This window comes from Enterococcus sp. AZ101 (assembly GCF_050499005.1).
Classification (GTDB): Bacteria; Bacillota; Bacilli; order Lactobacillales; family Enterococcaceae; genus Enterococcus_L; species Enterococcus_L ureilyticus.
Genome location: NZ_JBMHEZ010000001.1, coordinates 1144832 through 1168679 on the forward strand (window position 1 = coordinate 1144832; position 23848 = coordinate 1168679).

Here is a 23848-nt window from a genome sequence, read left to right on the forward strand (position 1 = left end):
ACGATCTGTTTAAATTGTTAGAATCAAGTTATTGAAGAACAGGAAGATAATTGTTTTTTTATGATCCGAGGAGGAATTCAATAAGATGGATGGAAGTAAAATCAATGATAAAAATGTAACAGAAGAATTACTTTTGGAAGAAGGCTATCGTAAATATTCCGGTGAAAAGCTAGATATTTATTATAGTAAAGACATTTGCGCTCATATTGGAAATTGTGTTCGCGGTAATCCTGATGTTTTTGAAGTAGGTCGCCGTCCATGGATCATCACTGATAATGGCGGTGTTGAAGAGGATATCCGTGTCATCAACACATGTCCAAGTGGAGCCTTAAAATACATTCGAAAGGATGGAAAATAATTATGGAAATAAAAGAAGAACAAGATCGTTTTGTATTATTAAATGATGAAAATCAAGAAATCGGTGAAATGACTTGGTCAAATGCAGGAGAAAAAATGATGATCATTGATCATACCTTTGTGGAACCAACCTACCGAGGACAAAAGCTGGCCGAAAAACTAGTGTATAGCGGTGTGGAAAAAGCCCGTCGCGAAGGAAAAAAAATCATTCCACTCTGTCCATTTGCTAAAAAAGAGTTCGATAGAAAGCCAGAATATGGCGATGTTTTAAGAACTTGATAAAAATATTATAAGAAAAATAGACCCAATGTATCGTATTTTGTTCTTCTGCTGTTAAATACAACTGGTATTTATGCAAGAAATATGCTAAAGTATAATAGATGTATTTTGTGAATAAGGGAGAATTAGACTATGTATAATTTTATTTTAACACTTGTGATCATCCTTTCAGTAGTGATGGTTATTGCCGTTATGATGCAGCCTAGTAAACAAAACAGTGCAGCAAGTGCATTTACGGGCGGTGCAGATAAATTGTTCGGCAAACAAAAAGCACGTGGATTTGAAGCTGTAATGCAACGCGCAACAGCAATTATTGGTGCTGTTTGGATGTTACTATTATTTATTTTAGTATTGTTATCATCAAAGTAAGACCTTTGAAGTCCTTCATTTACTGAGGGACTTTTTTCTTTAGAAAAAATGATTATTGGTAAACGAAAAGTTCTTGAAACATCTTTCTTTTCACAAGGTTTTCACTAGATAATGTGCTAAAATGGAGACGAGGTGAATTGAAAAGTGAAAAAAATAAGTCTACCTAAACCATTATTTACCCAAAATGGTTCCCGTGCGGTTTTACTTTTGCACGCTTATTCAGGCAGTAGTAATGATGTTCGAATGATGAGTCGTTATTTAGAAAAAGAGAATTATACCGTTTATTCACCAAATTTCTCTGGTCATGCAACTGTTGCACCAGAAGATATTTTAGCAAAGTCAACAAGTGATTGGTGGCAGGATACGATAGAAGCAATTCAGTTTTTAAAAGAGCATGGCTATAAAGAACTTGCGATTTTTGGCCTTTCGATGGGCGGTATTTTTACAATGAGTGCCCTGACAGATCAACTGGAAGGAGTCATTGGTGGTGGTTTTTTTTGTTCACCAATTGTTCCAGTAAAAAATAAAGTACCAGAAAACTTTGCCCTTTATGCGGATAAAGTGTTAAAAATGGCCGGAGTTTCAACACAAGAACGAGCTGAGCGAATGGTGAATATCAAAACAGCTTCTTATGAGCAACTAAGTGATATCGAAGTATTTTCCAAACAAACAGCAAATAAACTAGCCCAAATCGAGGTGCCAGTGTTTATGGCTCAAGCTGGAAAAGATGAAATGATCGATCCAATGGGCGTTTATCAGACGGCACAAGCACTAACCCAGACACGATCTACATTAAACTGGTACCCAAATAGCGATCATGTGTTGACCGTAGGACCAGATCATAAACAATTAGAACAAGACGTATTAGCATTTTTAAATACATTGTCTTGGAATGAGGAGAAAGAATGACAAAACAAACAATCAAGGAGAAAATCCTAACCTTCATGGAAAATCATACGAAAAAAAGTTTTTCTATGGAAGAAATCGCAGAGGGATTGCAATTACAAAAGAGCTCAGATTTTAAGTTGCTCGTTCAAACAGTTGCAACGATGGAACGCGAAAAATTAATAGAATTCACCAAAAAAGGGAAAATCCGTTTACCACAGAAAAATGGAGATATTGAAGGCACTTTTCGAGCAAACGAACGAGGTTTTGGCTTTGTAACGATCGATCCGGAAGAAGCAGATGTCTATATTCCGAAAGAAGCCGTGAATTTTGCGATGGATGGGGATCTTGTCGCAATTGATATCGTACAGCCAGCAGATGCTTTTTCAGATCGTGGTGCTGAAGGGAAAATCGTGGAGATAAAAAAACGTGCAATCACTCAAGTGGTTGGTGAATTTATCGCTTATGAGGATAATGAAGTGAACGAAACTGATTTATACGGTTATGCTATTCCCAAAGATAAAAAAATGACAGGATTGACGTTTAACATTGCTGCACAAGGAATCAAGCCAGTCGATGGTAGTATCGTAATCGTGGAAATCACCCATTATCCAGATAAAGAATACCCAAGAAGCTTAGAAGGGTTAGTTAAAAAAGTAGTTGGTCATAAAAATGATCCAGGGATGGACATTTTATCGATCGTCGTAGCTCATGGTATTCCAACAAGCTTTCCAGATGAAGTTATTGCAGCAGCTGACAAAGTGCTAGATGCAATTTCAGAAACAGATATCAAGGGTCGCAGGGATTTGCGTGATCAAATAATCGTAACAATCGATGGAGAAGATGCCAAAGATTTAGACGATGCTGTAACTGTCCATAAATTAGCAAATGGCAACTACTTTTTAGGCGTGCATATTGCTGATGTTTCTTATTATGTAACAGAAGGCAGTGAGTTGGATCAAGAAGCGTATGAACGAGGAACAAGTGTCTATTTGACTGATCGTGTTGTGCCGATGATTCCACAACGCCTATCTAATGGGATTTGTTCATTAAACCCCAATGTTCCTAGATTGACGATGAGTTGTGAAATGGAGATAACACCAGAAGGTTATGTAGTCAAACATGATATTTTCCAAAGTGTCATCCAAACAACGGAACGAATGACTTATACGGCTGTCAATGAAATTTTAGAAGAGCAAAAGCCGGAAACAATGAAACGTTATAAAAAATTAGTGACTATGTTCAAAGAAATGGGCGAGCTTCATCGTATTCTTGAACAAATGCGGGAGAACCGCGGTGCGATTTCTTTTGAAGACCGCGAAGCAAAAGTATTAGTTGATGCTGAAGGACATCCACACGATATCTTATTGCGGACACGTGGCGTGGGTGAACGTTTGATCGAATCGTTTATGCTAGCAGCAAATGAAACCGTAGCTAAACACTTTAATGAGTTGAAATTACCCTTTATTTATCGTATACATGAACAACCAAAAGAAGAAAAAATGCAGCGTTTCTTTGATTTTGCTGCTGTATTAGGTATTTTAGTTAAAGGCACAAAGGCAGATATTACGCCAAAAGACTTACAAAAGGTTTTGGAGCAAGTAGCTGATAAACCGGAAGAAGCAGTCATCAATACGATGCTATTGCGTAGCATGCAACAAGCCAGATACTCAGAAGATAACTATGGACATTATGGTTTGGCAGCAGAATATTATACCCATTTCACCTCCCCCATCCGTCGTTACCCAGATTTGATCGTTCATCGACTGATCCGTAGCTATGAAGGGAAGATTTCTGAAAAACTAAAAGAGAAATGGGAACAGAATTTACCTGATATTGCAGATCATAGTTCAAGAATGGAACGAAGAGCTGTTGAAACAGAACGTGAAGTTGATTCAATGAAGAAAGCTGAATTTATGGCAGATAAAATTGGGGAAGAGTACGACGGTATCATTAGTTCTGTAACGCGATTTGGTCTCTTTGTTGAATTACCAAATACAATCGAAGGTCTGATCCATGTCAATAATTTGAAACAAGACTATTTCCATTTTATTGAAAATCATATGGCACTTGTTGGGGAAAGAACAGGAATGACCCTAAAAATCGGCCAAAAAGTCAAAGTCAAAGTAGACAAAGCCGATCCTGAAACGAGAGAAATCGATTTCGAATTTCTAGAAGCGGAAGAAGTAGAAAGAATCGAAGCACCAAAACCAAAAAAACGTCAAGATAACCGTCGCAGAAACGTCTCAGATCGTAAAGAGACAGATAAGAGACCTTTTACACAAAAGAAAAACAAGAAAAAAGGCAAAAAGCCATTTTATAAAGAAGTGGTTAAAAAGAAAAAAATAAAGAAACAAAAGAAAAAATAGAAAATGGAGGAATGGGTATGCCAAAAGGGGAAGGAAAACTGATTGCCCAAAATCGTAAAGCGAGGCATGACTATACCGTTGTTGATACGATGGAAGCGGGTATCGTGTTACAAGGAACAGAAATCAAATCGATCCGTAATGGTCGAATCAACTTAAAGGACGGCTTTGCTAGAATCAGAAATGGGGAAGCTTACCTGCTCAATGTGCATATTAGTCCTTATGAGCAGGGGAATATTTTTAATCACGATCCTTTACGGACGAGAAAATTACTTCTACACAAAAAGCAAATCGCTAAATTGATCGCTGAAACAAAAAATACAGGGATCACGATTATTCCATTAAAAGTCTATATTCGAAATGGCTATGCAAAAGTGTTGATTGGACTTGCTAAAGGAAAAAAACAATATGATAAACGAGAAGATTTGAAACGAAAAGAAATCAATCGTGAAATCAGCCGGACACTTAAAAATAATTTGCGCTAGTTTGTCAAAAGTTAGGTGTTTTTTAATGAAAATAATGTTTTTTAATGGTTATTTTATTCTTTTTCGCATATTTGTTTTCTTTGCTTTATCTTATGTGAAAAATTTGGTAGAGTGTAAAGAAACTGATGGATTTTCATCATTTTTTCAGTAACCAACTATTGTACTGCCGAATACTAGTAAGACCTTGTTCTGATAAATTTTTGTCATATTAAAAGAAGTGTCTTATTTTCATGAAATTCTTTTGAAATTATTCATCGTTGGTGGTATGATACGTGTGGTTAAGAATATAGAAGCCTTTTTAAGCTTCTCGTAAGTTTGTTAGAAAAGAGGTGAAAAAATTTGGAAGAGAAGACACTACTCTTCAAGATTGGGCCAATTTGGTTTGATGGAACGATTTGCTTAATGGTTCTGTTAACGTGTGTCATTGTCTTTGGGATAGTATATTACTGCACAAGGAATATTCAAATGAAACCTAAAGGCAAACAAAATGTTATTGAGTATCTTATTGATTTTGTTCGAAGTATCATTACCGACAATATGCCGAGTAAAGAAGTAACAAATTTTCACCTGCTAGCATTCACGATGTTCATGTTCGTTTTAGTTGCTAACATTATTGGTTTAGTAACCAAGGTGGCGATCGGAGATTATACGTATTGGAAGAGCCCTACAGCTGATCCAATGGTTACCTTGACATTAGCCTTGATCATGATTGCTTTAACACATTTCTTTAGTGTTAGTCGTTTTGGCTTGAAAGGATATTTCAAAAATAGCTTTTTAAGTCCAGTATCTTTCCTAATGCCGATCAAGTTGATGGAAGAATTTACGAATTTGCTTACTTTAGCACTACGTTTATACGGAAATATCTTTGCTGGTGAAGTATTACTTGGACTGATTGCAGGACTGGTATCAAGTGTCGGACTTTGGACGATTCCACTCGCAATACCGCTAGAAATGATCTGGTTAGCCTTTTCATTATTTATCGGCGCAATCCAAGCATTTATTTTTGTAACATTATCAATGGTTTACATGGCTCATAAAGTTGAAGTCGAAGAATAAATAATAAATAAAAACAATTATTTCTTAGGAGGAAAACAATAATGGACGGATTAAATTATATCGCAGCAGCAATCGCAGTTTTCGGAGCAGCCATCGGGGCAGCATACGGTAACGGAAAAGTTATCTCAAAAACAATCGAATCAATGACACGCCAACCAGAAATGGCTGGACAACTAAGAACAACAATGTTTATCGGGGTTGCCTTGATTGAAGCGGTTCCTATTCTAGGTGTAGTTATTGCATTGTTATTAGTGCTTAAATAATCCCTTTAGAAGGCAGGACGCTGAGTTTTTAAACGCCACGCGTTACTGCTTTCTTTGCTGCGAATCACAGCGACTGACTTCGGCAGAGCTGATGATGAGCAGTACTTGGCGAACGAAGTGAGAGAAGTAACCTATAAAAAAAGAAACACCAAGTTTTTCCAGAAACAAAGAAGACCGCCAAAAACATCAGTCTTACTTCAAAGTTCTAACCAAAAGGCAGAGCTGATGATGAGCAGTACTTGGCGAACGAAGTGAGAGAAGTAACCTATAAAAAAGAAACACCAAGTTTTTCCAGAAACAAAGAAGACCGCCAAAAACATCAGTCTTACTTCAAAGTTCTAACCAAAAGGAAGAGCTGATGATGAACAGTAACCTATTTTAAAAGAAATACCAATTTTCACTAAAAATAAGGTGGACTAAACTATGCTATACAAAAAATAGTAACCAACCACCACAGAGAATTGCAGAGAAAGGAAGTTGAAACTTCATGCTAGATCATTTAGTAATCGGTGAAGCAGGACCAAGTACAACAATTGGCACAATGATTGTTGTAAGTGGCGCTTTTCTAATTTTAATGCTTCTAATCAAGAAATTTGCTTGGGAAGCAATCACTGATATGTTAAAAAAACGTGAAGATAAAATTGCCAACGATTTAGATTCTGCAGAACAATCTCGAATCGCAGCTGCTAAGCTACAAGAAGAACGTCAACAAAAGTTACTATCTTCTAAATCAGAAGCCGCAGAAATCATCAAACATGCGAAAGAGAATGGAGACCAAAACCGTCAAAAAATCTTATCAGAAACCAATGATGAGGTTTCACGTTTACGAGAAAAAGCACGTCAAGATATTTCTCAAGAACATGAAGAAGCGTTGGCATCTGTTAAAGATGAGGTAGCAAGTCTATCTTTACAAATTGCAGAGAAAATTTTAAACAAAGAATTGACGCCAGATGCACATGATTCATTAATCAATTCTTATATCGAAGGTTTAGGTAAGTCAAATGAAGTTAGATAAATACACGGTAGGGAAACGCTACGGTAAAGCTTTGTTTGAGCTGGCGATTGAAAAGCAAGAAGCCGATAGTGTTTATCAAGACTTGTTAAAACTTAGAGAGATTTTTCACGAAGTTCCAGAATTAGGAGACATTTTAAGTGATGTACGTCTCGAACCTTACGAAAAAGACGAAATCATGAAACAACTAGTTACTGGCTTTGATGGAACGATAAAAAACTTCTTATATGTTGTTTATAACTACTCACGTATGATTGATTTATTATTAATGATCGATGAATACGAAAGACGTTATGATGAGCACAAAAGCTTGCTTTTAGGAACAGCATTAACAGCCGTTCCTTTGACAAAAGAACAACACCAATTAATGGAAGAAAAAGCAGCAAAACTTTTAGGCTATGAACAAGCAAACTTGATCAATTTGATTGATCCGGATATTGTTGGTGGAGTAATTATAGAGGCCAATTATAAAGTGATCGACGGTAGTATCCATAAGCAATTAGAACGAATCCAAGAATTGTTATTAAAATAACGTTCAGCACAATAAAGAGGTGAATTGAATGGCTATCAAAGCAGAAGAAATCAGTGCCTTGATTAAGGAACAAATCAAAAATTATCAACAAGAATTAGCAGTCGAAGAAATTGGGACTGTCACATATGTTGGGGATGGAATCGCTCGTGCCCATGGATTAGAAAACGCAATGAGCGGAGAATTACTTGAATTTTCTAATGGCTCATATGGAATGGCGCAAAATTTAGAAACCAATGATGTCGGTATTATCATTCTAGGGGATTTTGAAACTATTAGAGAAGGCGACAAAGTAAAACGTACTGGTAAAATCATGGAAGTTCCTGTTGGTGAAGCATTGATCGGACGCGTCGTTAATCCATTAGGTCAACCAATTGATGGCTTAGGCGAAATCAAAACAGATAAAACACGTCCAGTAGAAGCAGCAGCTCCAGGTGTTATGCAAAGAAAATCAGTGGATCAACCGATGCAGACTGGTCTTAAAGCAATTGATGCACTTGTACCAATCGGTCGTGGCCAACGTGAACTAGTCATTGGTGACCGTAAAACAGGTAAAACATCAATTGCTATTGATACGATCATCAACCAAAAAGGGCAAGATGTCATTTGTATCTATGTTGCGATCGGTCAAAAAGAATCAACTGTTCGTAACCAAGTTGAAACATTGAGAGCCTATGGTGCACTTGATTATACGATTATTGTGAATGCAGGAGCCTCTCAACCAGCGCCATTACTTTATATTGCGCCTTATGCAGGAGCTGCGATGGGAGAAGAATTCATGTATAACGGCAAGCACGTTTTGATCATCTTTGATGACTTATCAAAACAAGCCGTTGCTTATCGTGAACTTTCATTATTATTGCGCCGTCCTCCAGGTCGGGAAGCATACCCAGGTGATGTGTTCTATCTACACTCACGCTTATTAGAACGTGCGGCAAAATTAAGTGATGAATTAGGCGGCGGTTCAATGACTGCCTTACCATTTGTTGAAACGCAAGCAGGAGACATTTCTGCCTATATCCCAACAAACGTTATTTCAATCACAGATGGCCAAATCTTCTTAGAAAGTGATTTGTTCTATGCGGGCACTCGTCCAGCCGTTGATGCCGGTCTTTCTGTATCACGTGTTGGTGGCTCAGCACAAATCAAAGCAATGAAAAAAGTTGCGGGTACCCTTCGTTTAGATTTAGCAAGTTACCGTGAATTAGAAGCCTTCACTCAGTTTGGTTCTGATTTAGATGCGGCAACACAAGCAAAATTAAATCGTGGCCGTCGTACCGTTGAAATTCTAAAACAAAAATTACATGCACCACTAGCTGTTGAAAAACAAGTTGTTATTTTATATGCATTGACGCATGGATTTTTAGATAGTATCAGTGTAGCAAAAATCCTAGATTTCGAATCAGAATTATTCGATTTTTTAGATGGCAAACATCCAGAATTATTTGAAACGATCCGGACAACGAAAGACTTGCCAAAATCAGAAGATCTAGATGCTGCAATCAAAGAATTTAAAGAAATTTTTGATGCTGCTAATTCAGAAGGATTGACAGCTAAAGACACATTTGAATCAATTCAAAATGCGTAAGAGAGGTGACAAGAATTGGGTGCTTCATTAAATGAAATCAAACAACGCATTGCTTCAACGAAAAAAACCAGTCAAATCACCAATGCTATGCAGATGGTTTCGGGTGCTAAACTGACAAAATCAGAAACTGCTTCTAGAAGCTTTCAAGAATATGCATCAAAAATCCGTTCTATCGTTACGCATCTTGTTGCAGCTCAATTAAGCGATCTAGCAGAACTAGATTCTTATGATAGTCAAGAAGCATCAGAAACTGGTAATTATCATATGATGCTGACATCACGACCAGTAAAAAAAACAGGGTATATCGTAATAACCTCTGATAAAGGGTTAGTTGGCGGATACAACAGTTCAATTTTAAAACAAACTATGAAAATGATGTTAGATGATCACGAATCTCAAGAGGAATATGTGTTGATCGCAATTGGCGGAACTGGAGCTGACTTCTTTAAAGCGCGTGGTATCAATGTTGCGTATGAGTTGCGTGGCCTGACTGATCAACCTAGCTTTGATGAAGTAAGAAAAATTGTTTCTACTGCAACGACAATGTATGAAAACGAAGTCTTTGACGAGTTATATGTTTGTTATAATCATCATATCAATTCGTTAACAAGTCAATTTCGTGTCGAAAAAATGTTGCCAATCTCGGATTTAGATCCTGATGAAGCAACAACTTATGAGCAAGAATATATCTTAGAACCGTCAGAAGAAGCAATCTTAGATAATTTATTACCTCAATATGCTGAAAGTTTGATTTACGGGGCAATCATCGATGCCAAGACGGCTGAACATGCAGCAGGAATGACAGCAATGAAAACAGCCACTGACAATGCGCAAAACATTATTAGTGATTTGACGATTTCATATAATCGCGCTCGTCAGGGAGCCATTACCCAAGAAATTACTGAAATTGTGGCTGGTGCAGCTGCACTAGAGTAATCATCAAAGAAGCGGGCTGAGAATGCTCAAGATTTTTACTAAGTACTAAAGAAGACAGGTTTTATCACGACCTCGTTAGGGTATAAAACTATCGAGCCTTCGATAGTTTTATGACCTCTTCAAACGAAACGGAGGAAAGAAATATGAGTTCAGGAAAGATTGTTGAAGTAATCGGTCCCGTTGTTGACGTGGAATTTTCACTAGATCAATCCTTACCAGATATAAATAATGCATTAGTCGTTTATAAAAATGGCGAAAAAAAACAAAAAGTCGTTTTAGAAGTAGCATTAGAATTAGGAGACGGTGTTATCCGTTCGATCGCGATGGAATCTACAGATGGCCTGCAACGCGGAATGGAAGTTATTGATACTGGAAAACCAATTTCTGTTCCTGTTGGGAAAGAAACATTGGGTCGTGTATTCAATGTTTTGGGCGATACCATCGACTTGGAAGAACCTTTCCCAGAAGATGCAATACGTAGCGGTATTCATAAAAAAGCCCCTGATTTTGCCGATTTAAGTACAAGTAATGAAATTTTAGAAACAGGGATCAAAGTGATTGACTTATTAGCCCCTTATTTAAAAGGGGGTAAAGTTGGACTATTCGGTGGTGCCGGTGTCGGTAAAACCGTTTTAATCCAAGAATTGATTCATAATATTGCCCAAGAACATGGCGGCATTTCTGTATTTACTGGTGTTGGTGAACGAACGCGTGAAGGGAACGATCTTTATTTTGAAATGAAAGACTCTGGCGTTATCGAAAAAACAGCTATGGTTTTCGGCCAAATGAATGAACCCCCAGGTGCGCGAATGCGTGTAGCATTGACTGGTTTGACAATTGCGGAGTATTTTCGTGATGTTGAAGGTCAAGATGTGTTATTATTTATTGATAATATTTTCCGCTTCACACAAGCTGGATCAGAAGTTTCTGCCTTATTAGGTCGGATGCCTTCAGCGGTTGGTTATCAACCAACTCTTGCCACTGAAATGGGTCAATTACAAGAACGTATCACTTCTACTAAAAAAGGCTCGATTACATCAATTCAAGCAATCTATGTACCGGCCGATGACTATACTGACCCAGCGCCTGCAACAGCATTCGCCCATTTAGATGCAACGACCAACTTAGAACGTCGTTTAACTGAAATGGGTATTTATCCAGCTGTTGATCCATTAGCTTCCTCTTCTAGTGCTTTAGCGCCTGAAGTTGTCGGAGATGAACATTATGCTGTAGCAACAGAAGTACAACACGTATTGCAACGTTACCGTGAGTTACAAGATATCATTGCAATTTTAGGAATGGATGAGTTATCTGATCAAGAAAAAATCTTGGTTGGTCGTGCCCGTCGTATTCAGTTCTTCTTATCTCAAAACTTTAATGTAGCAGAACAATTTACAGGACAACCAGGTTCGTACGTTCCAGTTGCCGATACAGTTAAAGGCTTTAGAGAAATTCTTGACGGAAAATATGATGACTTACCGGAAGAAGCGTTCCGTAGTGTTGGTAGAATCGAAGACGTTATTGAAAAAGCTAAAACGTTGAACTACTAAAAGGAGGCGACACAGAAATGGATTGTTTAACTGTCAATGTGGTGACTCCAAATGGTTTGGTTTATGACCATCGCGCAATGATCGTCGTTGCAAAAACAACGGATGGCGAAATCGGTATTTTACCGAAACATGCACCGATTATCGTTCCATTAGCGATCGATGAGGTTCGCGTAAAAAGAACAGATTCAGATACACACGTGGATTGGATCGCTGTCAATGGTGGTATTATGGAAGTCCGAGACAATGTTGTTTCAATTATTGCTGATAGTGCTGAACGTGAAAGAGATATTGATGTCAGTCGCGCAGAACGTGCAAAACAACGTGCTGAACGGATGATCGAAAAAGCCAAAGAACATGCAAATACAGATGAATTACGCCGTGCAACAGTTGCCCTTCATCGTGCGATCAATCGAATCAATGTGTCAAAACATACGTAACATAGTAAGAGCGGCTGAGACAAGTTAGTTGTCTCAGTTCGTTTTTTTACTAATAAAATACATATATCTATTCTTTTGTTAAGAATTAAGAATCTTTATTTTGGCTTTTAATTTATTTGTGCTAAACTAATCTATATCATGTACCGAAGCTTTACGGGATAATCTCTCGAAAAAGAAAAAATCTGTAAGATAAAAAGCATCACCGACTGATTTTCTTTTTTCAGTTGAGATTAAACGAGCTCATTCAGCTTTTAAATTAAGGAGAAAGTTATGCAATTTTTTGGTCTTGATGCAGTGATTCGAATCATCTGCCATATGATGTTTATTTATGTGAGTTTTTGGGCGATGCAGTCTATCAGAATTGAACAGTTTTTTAGAGCGCACCAAACCTCTCAAGTACGTTTACTGATCGTGTTATTTTCAATCGTTATCGGCTATACTGTCAGCTCATTTTTCTTAGAGTTTCTCGCGTTATGCCGTAATTTATTTATTGTGTTTTTTCCATAAAAATGGACAAATAAAAAGAAAAGATACTAATTGTTGGTAAATAATGGTATAATAGAAAAGATTTTGGATCAAAGCATCCAATTCTAACTTTTTTGGGGGGAACAAAATGGAACAGATTATTGTTCATGGTGGTAACCAATTAAAAGGAACTGTGAAAATCGAAGGAGCTAAAAATGCAGTATTGCCAATTTTAGCAGCGACCTTATTAGCGGAAGAAGGAACAACAACATTAAATAATGTACCAATTCTTTCGGATGTGTTTACAATGAACCAAGTTATCAGACACTTAAATGTAGATATTGAATTTAATGAACAAGAAAATCAAGTTATAATAGATGCTACTAAACCTCTAGGCATCGAAGCCAATTACGAATATGTGAGTCAAATGAGAGCGTCAATTGTTGTAATGGGGCCATTATTAGCGCGTAACGGTCATGCGAAAGTTGCGATGCCTGGTGGGTGTGCAATTGGTAAACGACCGATTGATTTACACTTAAAAGGATTTCAAGCGTTAGGTGCTAAGATCATCCAAAAAAATGGCTATATCGAAGCCATTGCCGACGAGTTGATCGGTAATACGATTTATTTGGATTTCCCAAGCGTAGGTGCAACTCAAAATATCATGATGGCAGCTGTTAAAGCCAAAGGCATGACAATCATTGAGAATGTAGCCAGAGAACCTGAAATCGTTGACTTAGCGAATGTATTGAACAAGATGGGTGCTAAAATCGTTGGTGCAGGAACTGAAATGATGCGTATCGAAGGTGTGGATCAACTACATGCTGTCGAACATTCAATTGTCCAAGACCGTATCGAAGCAGGCACCTTCATGGTTGCAGCTGCAATGACTGAAGGCGATGTTTTAATTGAAGAAGCAATTCCAGAGCATAATCGTCCGCTTATCTCCAAATTAACTGAGATGGGTGCGGTTATTCGTGAAGAAAGAGGCGGTTTACGCGTTATTGGTCCTAAAGTGATCAAACCAACAGATATCAAGACGTTGCCTCATCCTGGCTTCCCAACGGATATGCAAGCGCAAATGACTGCGATGCAAATGGTAGCAGATGGATCAAGCGTCGTAACTGAGACTGTTTTTGAAAATCGTTTCCAACATTTAGAAGAAATGCAACGGATGAATGCTGACGTGAAAATCGATGGAAATGTTGCAATCATCAATGGCGGCCAATCACTACAAGGGGCTGCTGTAGAAGCAACAGATCTACGTGCTGCTGCTGCATTGATCTTAGTAGGTCTAAAAGCAAATGGCATCACTCGTGTATCGCATTTAGAATATTTGGATCGTGGTTACTATAAATTCCATGAAAAGCTTCAAAAATTAGGAGCCAAAGTGGAACGAGTAAATGACGAAAAAATTGTAGAAAAGAAAATGTCTACTGTTAATTAAAAGGGGAAATAGATATGAGTTCGACACGCTATATTATAGTGACTTTGTTGAAAGTTTTAGTAGTGATAGCCTTAGTGATCATTTTATTTGTTGCCGGCACGATGATCGGTTACGGAGTGATTGGTGGAGGAAATCCAAAAGATGTGTTCAAAGAAGAAATTTGGACTCATATCCTAGACTTTTTTAAATAGAAGTTAATAGATAACTCTAACTGAAAATAGTTAGAGTTGTTTTTTTATCGTTAAATAACAACCGTTTCTTATTAAAGCAATCATTTTTTGTAAAGTTTCCGTAATATACATAGATTTCAGCGTTTATAATAGTATTTAATTGCCTTAAAATAACAAATTAAAAAGATTTATTTTTTTAAACATTCTAATAATAAAGAAATAAAGCCTGGGATAGAGGGCTTCTATAAATAAAATATTTCTAATATAACGCATTGAAAGCGTTATTTACTATCCTGTAACTTAGCCTTAATTAAATAGTAACCATCACCTTTGCCGGACATGCTATGATAGCTTTCGTATGTATTTGAGGAGGAAATTTTTTGATTAAGCAAAGATGGTTACCTATTTTAATTATTATGAGTTGTTTTATTACAGGATCAGTAATTCCTGTCTATGCAACTGAAAATAAAGAGAGTGAAATAAAAAGTTTAACTAGTTACCCAGTTGTATCAGAACAATCAGCAAAAAATCTATCTCGTTCGATGATTCATTCTTTGACAGAAGGACAGGCATTTCAACTTGTGAAAAGTGATATTTTGAATAAAGAAAAAATGGAACAAGAGAGCGTTAAAAAAGCTAGGATTGAAGCTGAAAAGAAGAAAATAGCTGAAAAACAAAAATTAGAAGCGGTGGACAGCCAAGTAGCATTAGAAAAGCAAAAAACTGAAAATAAAGAACCATCAGGAGCAAAAATGATGATGGAAGCTACAGCATACTCTTGTAACGAAGGTTTTATTGGTGGAGGGAATCTAACAGCGATGGGTCAAGACTTAAGAATAGATCCAATGGCAATTGCTGTTGATCCAAGTGTAATTCCCTTAGGTACAAAATTATATGTTGAAGGTTACGGAGAGGCTATTGCTAGTGATACAGGTGGGGCAATCAAAGGCAATATTATCGATCTTCATTTCTCTGATGTTTCACAATGCATTGATTGGGGCAGAAGACAAGTAGAAGTAACGATTATATCATAATTGTTTAATGCGTTTAAACGACAAATTGATCATGAAAACGACAAATGAGGTATTTAAATCCTTGTTTGTCCTTTTTGTGTTCAATCGAGCTTAATTTATTGAATAAGAAAAAAGGTTATATGTTATAATAAAGATTGATTAATTGGAAGAGGAGCGATAGTTATTATGAAAGCTGTAGTTACTGAAATTGGTGTTCGAGCGCTGGATGAAAAAGAACCGATCATCATACTTTTTGGTGAAAATGCCACAGATAGTTTAAAAGAGTATTCGGTGATTCAAAAATTTGAAGAGTCACAATCTTTAGAAATGAAAACAGGCGATCTATTAAAGATCGATGAACAAGAATATACAATCCAATATGTTGGACCTTTTGCAAATAAAAACTTAAACAGTATTGCCCATGTAACATTGGTTTTTTCTGAGGTGCCAAAAGAAGATGCAATTGTTAACGGTTTATATCTTGCGCCAAGCAAGCTTCCAACCATTAATGTTGGAACAATAATAGAGTATAGAACGCTTGGAGTGTGATTGAGTGGGACAAGAGAGAGAAAAAGACAAGCGATTTTCATGGTTTTGGCGCTGGTTTTTAAATAACCAGGTCGTCACTGCACTGTTGATCGTATTGTTGATATTATTGATTTTATTAGTTTTTACAAAGGTTTCGTATTTATTTAAACCAGTCTGGCAGTTTATTGGTGTTGTTGGCCTGCCACTGATCATGGCTGGAATATTATATTATTTAATGAATCCTGTTGTTGATTATTTGGAAAAGAAAAAAATTCCACGTATTTGGAGTATTATTGGTTTATTTATTATTGTTGTGGCGTTGATCATTTGGGGGCTTGTCGTAATCGTTCCTAAAATTCAGGAACAGACGATTAGCTTTGGCAATCATTTTCCTCAATATATCGATACGATCGATCAAAAGATGCAAGAGATTTTAGGTGATCCTTTCTTTGCACAATTTCGTACGCAGTTAGAAGATATGGGAGATAAGCTGATCAGTTCTTTAGGAGATATTATCCGCAATATTTCTACATTTACTGTTCAAGGTTTGGGTAGCTTTGTTGGAGCAGTTGCCACAATTGTTGTGGCGATTATTACAATGCCATTCATTCTATTTTATCTTTTAAAAGATGGAAAACAATTAGCGCCCTATTTAATGAAGTTTTTACCTAATAAAATGCGTCAACCTACATTGAAAGTATTAGGAGAAGTTAATTCTCAAGTTTCTTCTTATATTCGAGGTCAGCTGACCGTTGCTTTTGCTGTAGCAGTCATGTTTATCATAGGATTTTCATTTATTGGGTTGGATTATGCGATCACTTTAGGAATCACTGCAGGTTTTCTGAATTTGATTCCTTATCTAGGTTCATTCTTAGCGATGGTACCCGCTATCTTTCTAGGAATCGTTGGAGGTCCGATCTTACTTGTAAAAGTCTTAGTGGTTTTTGTGATTGAGCAGACAATTGAAGGGCGAGTGATTTCACCTCTTGTCTTAGGGAGTCAGCTAGATATCCATCCAGTGACGATTTTAGTGGTCTTGTTGACGTCTGGGAAGTTATTTGGAGTAGTGGGTGTTATTTTAGGAATACCTGTCTACGCTGCTGCTAAGGTCATCATTACCCATGTATTCGAATGGTATAAAGATGTTTCGAGTTTGTATCATGAAGAGGAAGAATTCAAAAATATCGAATAATAAAAAGAGGGTGTGGGACAAAAGTAAAAATCACTTTTGTATCACACCCTAAATGCGAATAAACGGTGGGAGCAGAAGCAATCCCTTCGGAAATAAGCTTCTGTCCCAGCCTCTCTTTAAGCTTAAAACGTTTTTCCTAATGTAGTTGCTTGATCCATTGCAGCACCTAATAATTCTTCTGCTTTTTCGGGATGATGATCGATTCCCTCAATAAATAATTGCTCCACTTTTTCAATACCGATAAAGTTTAAAATCCCTTTTACGTATTGAGAAGCGAAATCTTGCCCTTCATAAAAGCCGCCATTTGATTGAATGTGCAAAGCTTTTTTACCGTTAGTTAAAGGTTTAGGTCCTTCATCGGTATATTTAAAGGTTTTACCAGCGACGTTGATTGTATCCACCCAAGCTTTTAAGCGAGTTGGTACATTTAAATTCCATAAAGCATTGGCAATAACCACTTTGTCAGCGCCTAAGAATTGGTCGGTTAATTCGTTGAAACGTGCCACTTTTGTTTGTTGGCTCTCATTTAATGCAGTAAATTCAGTACCAGTGCGTAATGCACCCCAACCAGAAAGCAATTCTTCGTCGATTTCTGGGACAGAATCAGCATAAACATCAAGAACATCGATTTCGTCAGTTGGATTTTGAGCTTGATAACTAGCTAAAAAAGTTTCCAATGCTCGGACAGAACGAGATTCTTCTTTAGTAAGTGGGTGTGCTTTCACAACAAGTAATTTTGACATATAAAATCTCCTTTGAATACATAAGTATCATTATTTCTAAACAAAAACTATTTTACTAATAAAAAGTAAGAAAAGCAATGTTTTTGTGTAAATTATCTGAAAAAAACGTTCTTTTCATAAATAGGAATGAAAGCTAATTATTTGAAAAGTACATTCCACCATTATGATGATGAAACTTTAGAGAACTAATAGCTGATAAGGTTCATTTTTAGTGCTATTTGTTTGCAATCGGGCTTTGCAAATGAGAGTCAAAAAAATTTTTTATTGTTTCTTTGTAAAGGGTTGCAAATGAATAGAAATAATGTTATGCTGTGCATGTAATAAGGATTGTTACTGTTCGGCAGGCAAAACCTGAATCTTCCATAGTGACTTATTTGGGCGGATTCTAGGTTTTTTTCATTTGTATTTGTAAAAGTGAGGTTCATCATGAATATCGAAAAAATTTTAAACAACAATGTCGTCATGACAAAAAATGAATCAGGTGAAGAAATTGTCTGCATGGGTCGAGGACTAGCATTTCAGAAAAAAATTGGTGACGTTATTGACCCAACTTTTATTGAAAAGGAATTTGTTCTTAAAGATTCCATCACTTCTGGACAGTTTCAGCAATTATTTGCAGATATTCCATTAGAAGAAGTAGAAATCGTTAAAAAAATCGTGGATATAGCGGAAGAAGAGTTAGGGATCGAACTGTCATCCAATATCTACCTAACATTAACGGATCACGTACATTATGCCATCATGAGAGCAAAAGAAGGTCTCGAGATGCCCAATCCCTTGATGTTTGAAACAAAAAAGTTTTATCCAAAAGAATTCGCCATAGCTCGCAAAGGTGTACAACTAATCAAAGAAAAATTAAATATTGATTTTTCTGAAAGTGAAGCAGGATTTATTGCATTTCACATCGTAAATAGTGAGCAAGCAAACGGAAACATGGAAGTCACAATGTCCGCAACCGAAATGGTTCGAGATATTTTAACGATCATCAGTCGCTATTTTGGGAAACCCTTTGATGAAGATTCCTTGAATTATCAAAGAATCGTTACACACTTGCAATATTTTGCGCAACGTTATTTGCAAAATGAAGCGCACGATGAGGAAGATGATTTTCTTTATGAGTTGATTCAAAGCAAGTATCCGAAAGCATTTCAGTCCGTTCAAAGAATCAATGATTATCTAGTTAAGAAATATCAAAAGCCAATCGATAAGGCTGAACAAATTTATTTGACCATTCATATCCAGCGAGTAGCTGGAGATAAAAAAGCGTAGCATTTATTTTATTAAAAAATTTAACTTTCAATCGAAGCGGATTGTTACTGTTTAGCAGGCAAAACCTAGATTGAAAAAACAAACGATTCATCTATATTTAGTTTTTTTAAGTATAGTAAAATCATTGTTTTTTCAGTTTAGGTTTTTTTATATAAAAAATTAAAGAAAAGAGGCTTATAAAATGAGCAAAAATCAAGAAATAGCAGAGCGCGTCTTAACGCTAGTTGGCGGAGAAGGCAATGTGAATAGTGTTGTTCATTGTGCAACACGTTTACGTTTTAAATTGAAAGATGAGGGAAAAGCGGCTACTGATAAGCTTAACCAAGATCCAGATGTAATTCAAGTCGTTCAAAGCGGCGGTCAATACCAAGTCGTGATCGGCAGTCATGTTAGTGATGTGTATAAAGAATTAATGGCACATAGTGGTCTAGGAGACGATGATTCACAAAAAGATGAAGGTCCTAAAGGGAACATTTTTAATCAATTGATTGATATTATTTCTTCTATCTTTACACCGTTCTTAGGTGCGATGGCAGGAGCTGGGGTTTTAAAAGGATTTTTAACATTGGCAGTTACATTAAACTGGCTAACGGTTGAATCAGGTGTCTATGTTGTGCTGTTTGCAATAGCAGATGGTATATTCACCTTCCTACCGATTCTATTGGCGTTTACTGCGGCAAAAAAATTCAAAACAAATCAATTTTTGGCAGTCTGTTTAGCAATGGCACTTGTTCATCCTAGTATCACTGCTTTAGCTGGTCAGCAGTTAAGCTTTGCAGGAATTCCAGTGATCATTGGTGCAAGTGCATATACATCATCTGTTATTCCAATTATTTTAGCAGTATATGTGCAAAGCTATGTAGAACGTTTCTTCAAGAAAGTTATTCCAACATTCTTGCAAATTATCTGTGTTCCTTTAGCTGTTTTTCTTGTAATGGCACCAGTTACTTTTATAGCCATTGGGCCTATCGGTACAATTCTAGGTGATTTGTTAGGTAAAGGCTACAATGGAATTTATGGCTTTAGCCCAATTATTGCAGGTGCTGTGATGGGTGGTTTATGGCAAGTATTCGTTATGTTTGGGATGCATTGGGGCTTTGTGCCGATCATGATGTTAAACCTTTCTCAAGCAGGCGGTGGCGTAGATACAATGGCACCAATGTTATTACCAGCTGTATTAGCTCAAGGTGGTGCAGCGTTAGCAGTTTTCTTCATGACAAAAAATGTAAAACTAAAAGGTTTGGCTTTATCTTCTGCGATGACTTCAGTATTTGGGATTACAGAGCCAACGGTATATGGCGTGACATTACCACTTAAAAAACCATTTATTGCAGCTTGTATCGGTGGAGCTGTCGGTGGAGCATTCATCGGTTTCAGTCACGTTCAAAACTATGTCTTTGGTTTAATCAGTTTGTTAAGTTTACCAGGTTTTATTCCACAAGACACAAAAGATACTTCTGGATTGGTTGCAGCAGTCATCGGAACAGCGATTGCGTTTGTCATTGCGTTTGTCTTAACATTCATTTTGAAATTTGAAGATAAACCAGAAGCAGGTAGTGAAGTGACTACAAAAAATACAAATACGAGCTCAGAAGCGCAAAATAGCAATAAAAATGATAAAATTGTTTTAACAAGCCCACTTACAGGTACGATCGTTGCGTTAGACAAAGTGGAAGATCAAGTCTTTTCATCTGGTGCATTAGGTAAGGGCATCGCAATCGAACCAACAGTAGGTGAACTTTATGCGCCAGCTAATGGTGAAATCACAACATTATTTCCAACAGGCCATGCCGTTGGTATCACAACAGAAGATGGTGCAGAAGTGTTGATGCATATCGGTATGGATACGGTTGAGATGGATGGCGATGGATTTGAGATCCTTGTGAAGCAAGGAGATCAAATAAAACAAGGCGATTTACTTGTTAAGTTTGATACTGAAAAAATTAAAGCGGCTGGTCATCCAATCGTTACTCCTATTGTTGTTACAAATAGTGGGGATTATTTAGATGTCTTGGATATGGATCAAACAGATGTATTACATGGAGAAGATTTTCTTGCGATCGTGCGTTAATTGAATAGATAATTTAGTAAAGACCTAATAAATTTACAATATTTTTAAATAGGAGGAACGAGTATGTCAAATAAAACAACAGTATTTCCAGACGGTTTTTTATGGGGAGGCGCAACAGCTGCTAACCAATTAGAAGGAGCCTACCGTTCAGACGGTAAAGGTTTGTCAGTAGCGGATGCAATGCCGGGCGGCAAACAACGTTTTCAAATTTTAGGTAGTGATACGTTTAATTGGGAAATCGATGAAGACAAATTTATTTATCCTAACCATCGTGGGATCGATCATTATCACCGTTTTAAAGAAGATATTGCATTATTCGCAAAAATGGGTTTCAAGTGTTATCGTTTTTCACTTGCGTGGGCAAGAATTTTTCCAAAAGGTGATGAAGTAACACCAAATGAAGCTGGGTTGAAATTTTATGACCAAGTCATTGATGAATGTTTAAAACACGGAATCGAACCTGTTATTACAATTTCTCACTATGAAATGCCGTTACATTTAGCTAAAGAATATGGCGGCTGGAAGAATCGTAAAATGATTGATTTCTTCGAAAATTATGCAACTGTTGTTTTAACGCGTTATGGAAAAAAAGTGAAATATTGGATGACTTTCAATGAAATAAATTCAGCATTCCATTTTCCTGCGTTGAGTCAAGGCATGGTCAAAGCAACTGGTGCGGGCGATTATCAAAATGTTTTCCAAGCATGGCATAATCAATTTGTCGCAAGTGCAAAAGCTGTGAAAATCGGGCATGAAATCAACCCTGATATGCAAATTGGCTGTATGATCATTTATGCAACAACATATAGTATTGACGCAAATCCTGTCAATCAAATGGCAACATTAGCTCAAAATCAAGAATTTAATTTCTACTGTACAGATGCGCAAGTTCGCGGTGAATATCCAGCATATCAACAACGCATGTTTGATAAATATGGTGTATCTGAATTAGAAATGGGTGCAGATGATTTAGAATTAATGAGAAAATATGCAGTAGATTATATTGGTTTTAGTTATTATATGTCTTCTGCTGTCAACGAAACAGCAGAAGAAGAGGATACAGTAGTTGGAAACTTATTAGGTGGTGTTCGTAATCCATTCTTAGAAGCAAGTGAGTGGGGTTGGCAAATCGATCCTGAAGGGTTGAGAATTGCTTTGAACGAATTATACGATCGTTACCAAAAGCCACTATTCATTGTTGAAAATGGTTTAGGAGCAATCGATAAAGTGGATGAAAACTTTTATGTAGAAGATGATTATCGGATCGATTATTTACGCCGTCATATTGAAGCAATGTCAGATGCGATTAAAGATGGTGTTGATTTAATGGGCTATACGCCATGGGGCTGTATTGACTTAGTTAGTGCATCAACTGGTGAAATGAGCAAGCGTTATGGTTTCATCTATGTTGATTTAGATGATAACGGTGAAGGTACCATGAATCGTTATGAGAAGAAATCATTTAACTGGTACAAACAAGTTATTGAAACAAACGGAAAAGAGTTGAAATAGAAAACAAAAAGAAGGGTAATCACTCAGATTCACATGCTGAGTGACTGCCCTTCTTTTGAAACAATTTTAATATTTGAATAGACCAATAGGGTAATCTGTTCGATCAATCTCTGGAAAGTAGTCATAGGTCAAAAATTTTATTTCTTTTTTTAAATTTTCTGCCTGAAGTCTATCGCCAATATTTTCTAAAAGTCGTATAAAATCATAAATATGCTCCATATATTGATGATTGCCAGTTAATAGATATTGCAGTAAATTATGTAAATATTGTAAATTCATACGATAATTATAATTTGACCCTGTCACATCTTGCTTATTTGCAAAAATTATATATTTTTGTGCACCACTGTAGTCTTTTTCATAGATTCTAGCTGTTATCAAATTTGTAATAGTTGTGTAAGCAAACTTTTTTGTACTATAATCTCTTTGATTTTCATCGGCAATAGGAATAGCTCGAGCAACGATAGCATCCTGTTGGCTAAAAGTAAAAAGACTGATCATATTACAGATGAGAACATAATCATAGTGCTGATAATAGTCTTTTTTTAACAAATATCTAGCAGCTTGCTGACTCTCTTGAGCTGAAATCGGCTCGATTTCGGGCCAAAACTGAGAAAAGTAAGATTTTATAACAATGTAATTTGAAAATTCTTTCAAATCTCTCTGTTTGTATTGAATCTTATTATAGTAATGAATCAGTTCTTGTTTTTTTGCCTGATTATCTATGTGAGAAGCACAAAAATAGAAGAGTTCTTGAAAGTTTTTTTGTTCGTTATCCAAAGGGACTCGGGCAAAAAATTCTTCTGAAGAGAGTGATAACTTTTTTAAAGCTTCTGCAAGAGCGTCTATTTTGATGACCTGTTTGCCATGTTCGATTCGAGAATAGGTTGAAGGGGCTAAATAGTTATCTAGCATTTCCTTTTGCGTGATATTCAAATTTTTTCTAAAAAAACGCAGTGATTCTCCTATATTCAAGTGTTACACTCCTTTTATTTGCAAATATCGCAAAGAAGAAGAAGAATTTTTTTCTAAATTCTAATTATTTATATAAAAACATTCAAATTCTTGTTCTATATGCAATAAAAGCAAAAAGTTATTTATTTAATTCTAATAGTTTGTTACAATTTTCTTGTAGGAGATATTTATAGGAAAGTATCTTTTCTAATATTAGTTGAATGGAGGGGAAGAAATGATTCTAGCAGTTGCTGTTGGGCTATTTGCAATAGTTGTAGCCCCATAAAAAATAGATGCATCTTCTAACATATTTGAGCTTGGGGAAGTTTAGTGCTGTCAGAAGATGCATAAACAATATTTAAATTAAATATC

25 protein-coding genes are annotated in these 23848 nt (G+C 36.5%); 23 read left to right on the forward strand and 2 right to left on the reverse strand.

All coding sequences use genetic code 11. The features are described 5' to 3' along the window. Nucleotides 1–85 precede the first annotated feature (85 nt). The 20 genes from IGJ50_RS05310 to IGJ50_RS05405 all read left to right on the forward strand — a co-directional run bounded on the left by IGJ50_RS05310 (nt 86) and on the right by IGJ50_RS05405 (nt 16927). Nucleotides 86–358 carry a (4Fe-4S)-binding protein gene (locus tag IGJ50_RS05310; RefSeq protein WP_429949229.1) on the forward strand — a complete coding sequence of 91 codons (273 nt, stop codon included), beginning with the start codon at nt 86–88 and terminating at the stop codon, nt 356–358. A gap of 2 nt (nt 359–360) precedes the next feature. Next, nucleotides 361–636 carry a GNAT family N-acetyltransferase gene (locus tag IGJ50_RS05315; RefSeq protein WP_069639811.1) on the forward strand — a complete coding sequence of 92 codons (276 nt, stop codon included), beginning with the start codon at nt 361–363 and terminating at the stop codon, nt 634–636. 132 nt (nt 637–768) lie between these two features. Next, on the forward strand, nt 769–1005 hold the full coding sequence (gene secG / locus IGJ50_RS05320; protein WP_010765524.1) for a preprotein translocase subunit SecG: 237 nt from the start codon (nt 769–771) through the stop codon (nt 1003–1005). Between the two features lie 144 nt (nt 1006–1149). Next, nucleotides 1150–1914 (forward strand): serine aminopeptidase domain-containing protein, encoded by a 765-nt coding sequence (locus IGJ50_RS05325; RefSeq protein WP_207121225.1) that lies wholly within the window; start codon nt 1150–1152, stop codon nt 1912–1914. Next, nucleotides 1911–4259 carry a ribonuclease R gene (gene rnr, locus IGJ50_RS05330; protein ID WP_429949231.1) on the forward strand — a complete coding sequence of 783 codons (2349 nt, stop codon included), beginning with the start codon at nt 1911–1913 and terminating at the stop codon, nt 4257–4259. The genes IGJ50_RS05325 and rnr overlap by 4 nt, the downstream gene beginning before the upstream one ends. Nucleotides 4260–4276: 17 nt before the next feature. Beyond that, nucleotides 4277–4741 (forward strand): SsrA-binding protein SmpB, encoded by a 465-nt coding sequence (smpB, locus tag IGJ50_RS05335; protein WP_069639814.1) that lies wholly within the window; start codon nt 4277–4279, stop codon nt 4739–4741. Nucleotides 4742–5080: 339 nt separating this feature from the next. Then, the gene (gene atpB / locus IGJ50_RS05340) at nt 5081–5797 is read left to right on the forward strand and encodes a F0F1 ATP synthase subunit A (RefSeq protein ID WP_069639815.1); all 717 of its coding nucleotides are present in this window, start codon (nt 5081–5083) and stop codon (nt 5795–5797) included. A gap of 41 nt (nt 5798–5838) precedes the next feature. Further along, nucleotides 5839–6060: a F0F1 ATP synthase subunit C gene (gene atpE, locus IGJ50_RS05345; protein WP_069639816.1), complete on the forward strand. Its 222-nt coding sequence runs from the start codon at nt 5839–5841 to the stop codon at nt 6058–6060. A gap of 487 nt (nt 6061–6547) precedes the next feature. Beyond that, complete coding sequence (atpF, locus tag IGJ50_RS05350) at nt 6548–7075, forward strand: F0F1 ATP synthase subunit B (protein ID WP_069639817.1); 528 nt, start codon at nt 6548–6550, stop codon at nt 7073–7075. After that, the gene (atpH, locus tag IGJ50_RS05355; RefSeq protein ID WP_069639818.1) at nt 7062–7604 is read left to right on the forward strand and encodes an ATP synthase F1 subunit delta; all 543 of its coding nucleotides are present in this window, start codon (nt 7062–7064) and stop codon (nt 7602–7604) included. Before atpF ends, atpH begins: the two co-directional genes overlap by 14 nt. Before the next feature lie 28 nt (nt 7605–7632). Continuing rightward, nucleotides 7633–9189 carry a F0F1 ATP synthase subunit alpha gene (atpA, locus tag IGJ50_RS05360; RefSeq protein ID WP_429949233.1) on the forward strand — a complete coding sequence of 519 codons (1557 nt, stop codon included), beginning with the start codon at nt 7633–7635 and terminating at the stop codon, nt 9187–9189. 15 nt (nt 9190–9204) lie between these two features. Next, a complete protein-coding gene (locus IGJ50_RS05365) occupies nt 9205–10125 on the forward strand; it encodes a F0F1 ATP synthase subunit gamma (protein ID WP_429949235.1) in 921 nt (306 codons plus the stop codon). A 143-nt stretch (nt 10126–10268) separates the two neighbouring features. Next, complete coding sequence (gene atpD, locus IGJ50_RS05370) at nt 10269–11675, forward strand: F0F1 ATP synthase subunit beta (RefSeq protein WP_069639821.1); 1407 nt, start codon at nt 10269–10271, stop codon at nt 11673–11675. Between the two features lie 17 nt (nt 11676–11692). After that, the gene (locus IGJ50_RS05375) at nt 11693–12112 is read left to right on the forward strand and encodes a F0F1 ATP synthase subunit epsilon (RefSeq protein WP_069639822.1); all 420 of its coding nucleotides are present in this window, start codon (nt 11693–11695) and stop codon (nt 12110–12112) included. 270 nt (nt 12113–12382) lie between these two features. Next, the gene (locus IGJ50_RS05380; protein WP_069639823.1) at nt 12383–12619 is read left to right on the forward strand and encodes a DUF1146 family protein; all 237 of its coding nucleotides are present in this window, start codon (nt 12383–12385) and stop codon (nt 12617–12619) included. A gap of 106 nt (nt 12620–12725) precedes the next feature. Next, entirely contained in the window at nt 12726–14024 is a 1299-nt protein-coding gene (murA, locus tag IGJ50_RS05385; protein ID WP_429949237.1) for a UDP-N-acetylglucosamine 1-carboxyvinyltransferase, read from the forward strand. 14 nt (nt 14025–14038) lie between these two features. Then, entirely contained in the window at nt 14039–14215 is a 177-nt protein-coding gene (locus IGJ50_RS05390) for a DNA-directed RNA polymerase subunit beta (protein ID WP_069639825.1), read from the forward strand. A 359-nt stretch (nt 14216–14574) separates the two neighbouring features. Continuing rightward, nucleotides 14575–15228 (forward strand): 3D domain-containing protein, encoded by a 654-nt coding sequence (locus tag IGJ50_RS05395; protein ID WP_429949239.1) that lies wholly within the window; start codon nt 14575–14577, stop codon nt 15226–15228. Between the two features lie 165 nt (nt 15229–15393). After that, nucleotides 15394–15756: a PTS glucitol/sorbitol transporter subunit IIA gene (locus tag IGJ50_RS05400; protein ID WP_069639826.1), complete on the forward strand. Its 363-nt coding sequence runs from the start codon at nt 15394–15396 to the stop codon at nt 15754–15756. 4 nt (nt 15757–15760) lie between these two features. Beyond that, on the forward strand, nt 15761–16927 hold the full coding sequence (locus tag IGJ50_RS05405; RefSeq protein WP_069639827.1) for an AI-2E family transporter: 1167 nt from the start codon (nt 15761–15763) through the stop codon (nt 16925–16927). Between the two features lie 122 nt (nt 16928–17049). Here IGJ50_RS05405 and IGJ50_RS05410 read toward each other — a convergent pair whose 3' ends face one another. Beyond that, nucleotides 17050–17670, reverse strand: a complete 621-nt coding sequence (locus IGJ50_RS05410; protein ID WP_429949242.1) for an FMN-dependent NADH-azoreductase — start codon at nt 17668–17670, stop codon at nt 17050–17052. A 426-nt stretch (nt 17671–18096) separates the two neighbouring features. Here IGJ50_RS05410 and licT point away from each other — a divergent pair, with 426 nt between their 5' ends. The 3 genes from licT to IGJ50_RS05425 all read left to right on the forward strand — a co-directional run bounded on the left by licT (nt 18097) and on the right by IGJ50_RS05425 (nt 22522). Continuing rightward, the gene (gene licT / locus IGJ50_RS05415; RefSeq protein WP_069639829.1) at nt 18097–18939 is read left to right on the forward strand and encodes a BglG family transcription antiterminator LicT; all 843 of its coding nucleotides are present in this window, start codon (nt 18097–18099) and stop codon (nt 18937–18939) included. A 181-nt stretch (nt 18940–19120) separates the two neighbouring features. Then, complete coding sequence (locus IGJ50_RS05420; RefSeq protein WP_429949244.1) at nt 19121–21010, forward strand: beta-glucoside-specific PTS transporter subunit IIABC; 1890 nt, start codon at nt 19121–19123, stop codon at nt 21008–21010. Between the two features lie 63 nt (nt 21011–21073). Then, complete coding sequence (locus tag IGJ50_RS05425; protein WP_207121404.1) at nt 21074–22522, forward strand: glycoside hydrolase family 1 protein; 1449 nt, start codon at nt 21074–21076, stop codon at nt 22520–22522. 66 nt (nt 22523–22588) lie between these two features. Here the strand turns inward: IGJ50_RS05425 and IGJ50_RS05430 are convergent, their stop codons facing one another. Beyond that, a complete protein-coding gene (locus IGJ50_RS05430) occupies nt 22589–23497 on the reverse strand; it encodes a helix-turn-helix domain-containing protein (protein ID WP_429949246.1) in 909 nt (302 codons plus the stop codon). Nucleotides 23498–23848 lie beyond the last annotated feature (351 nt).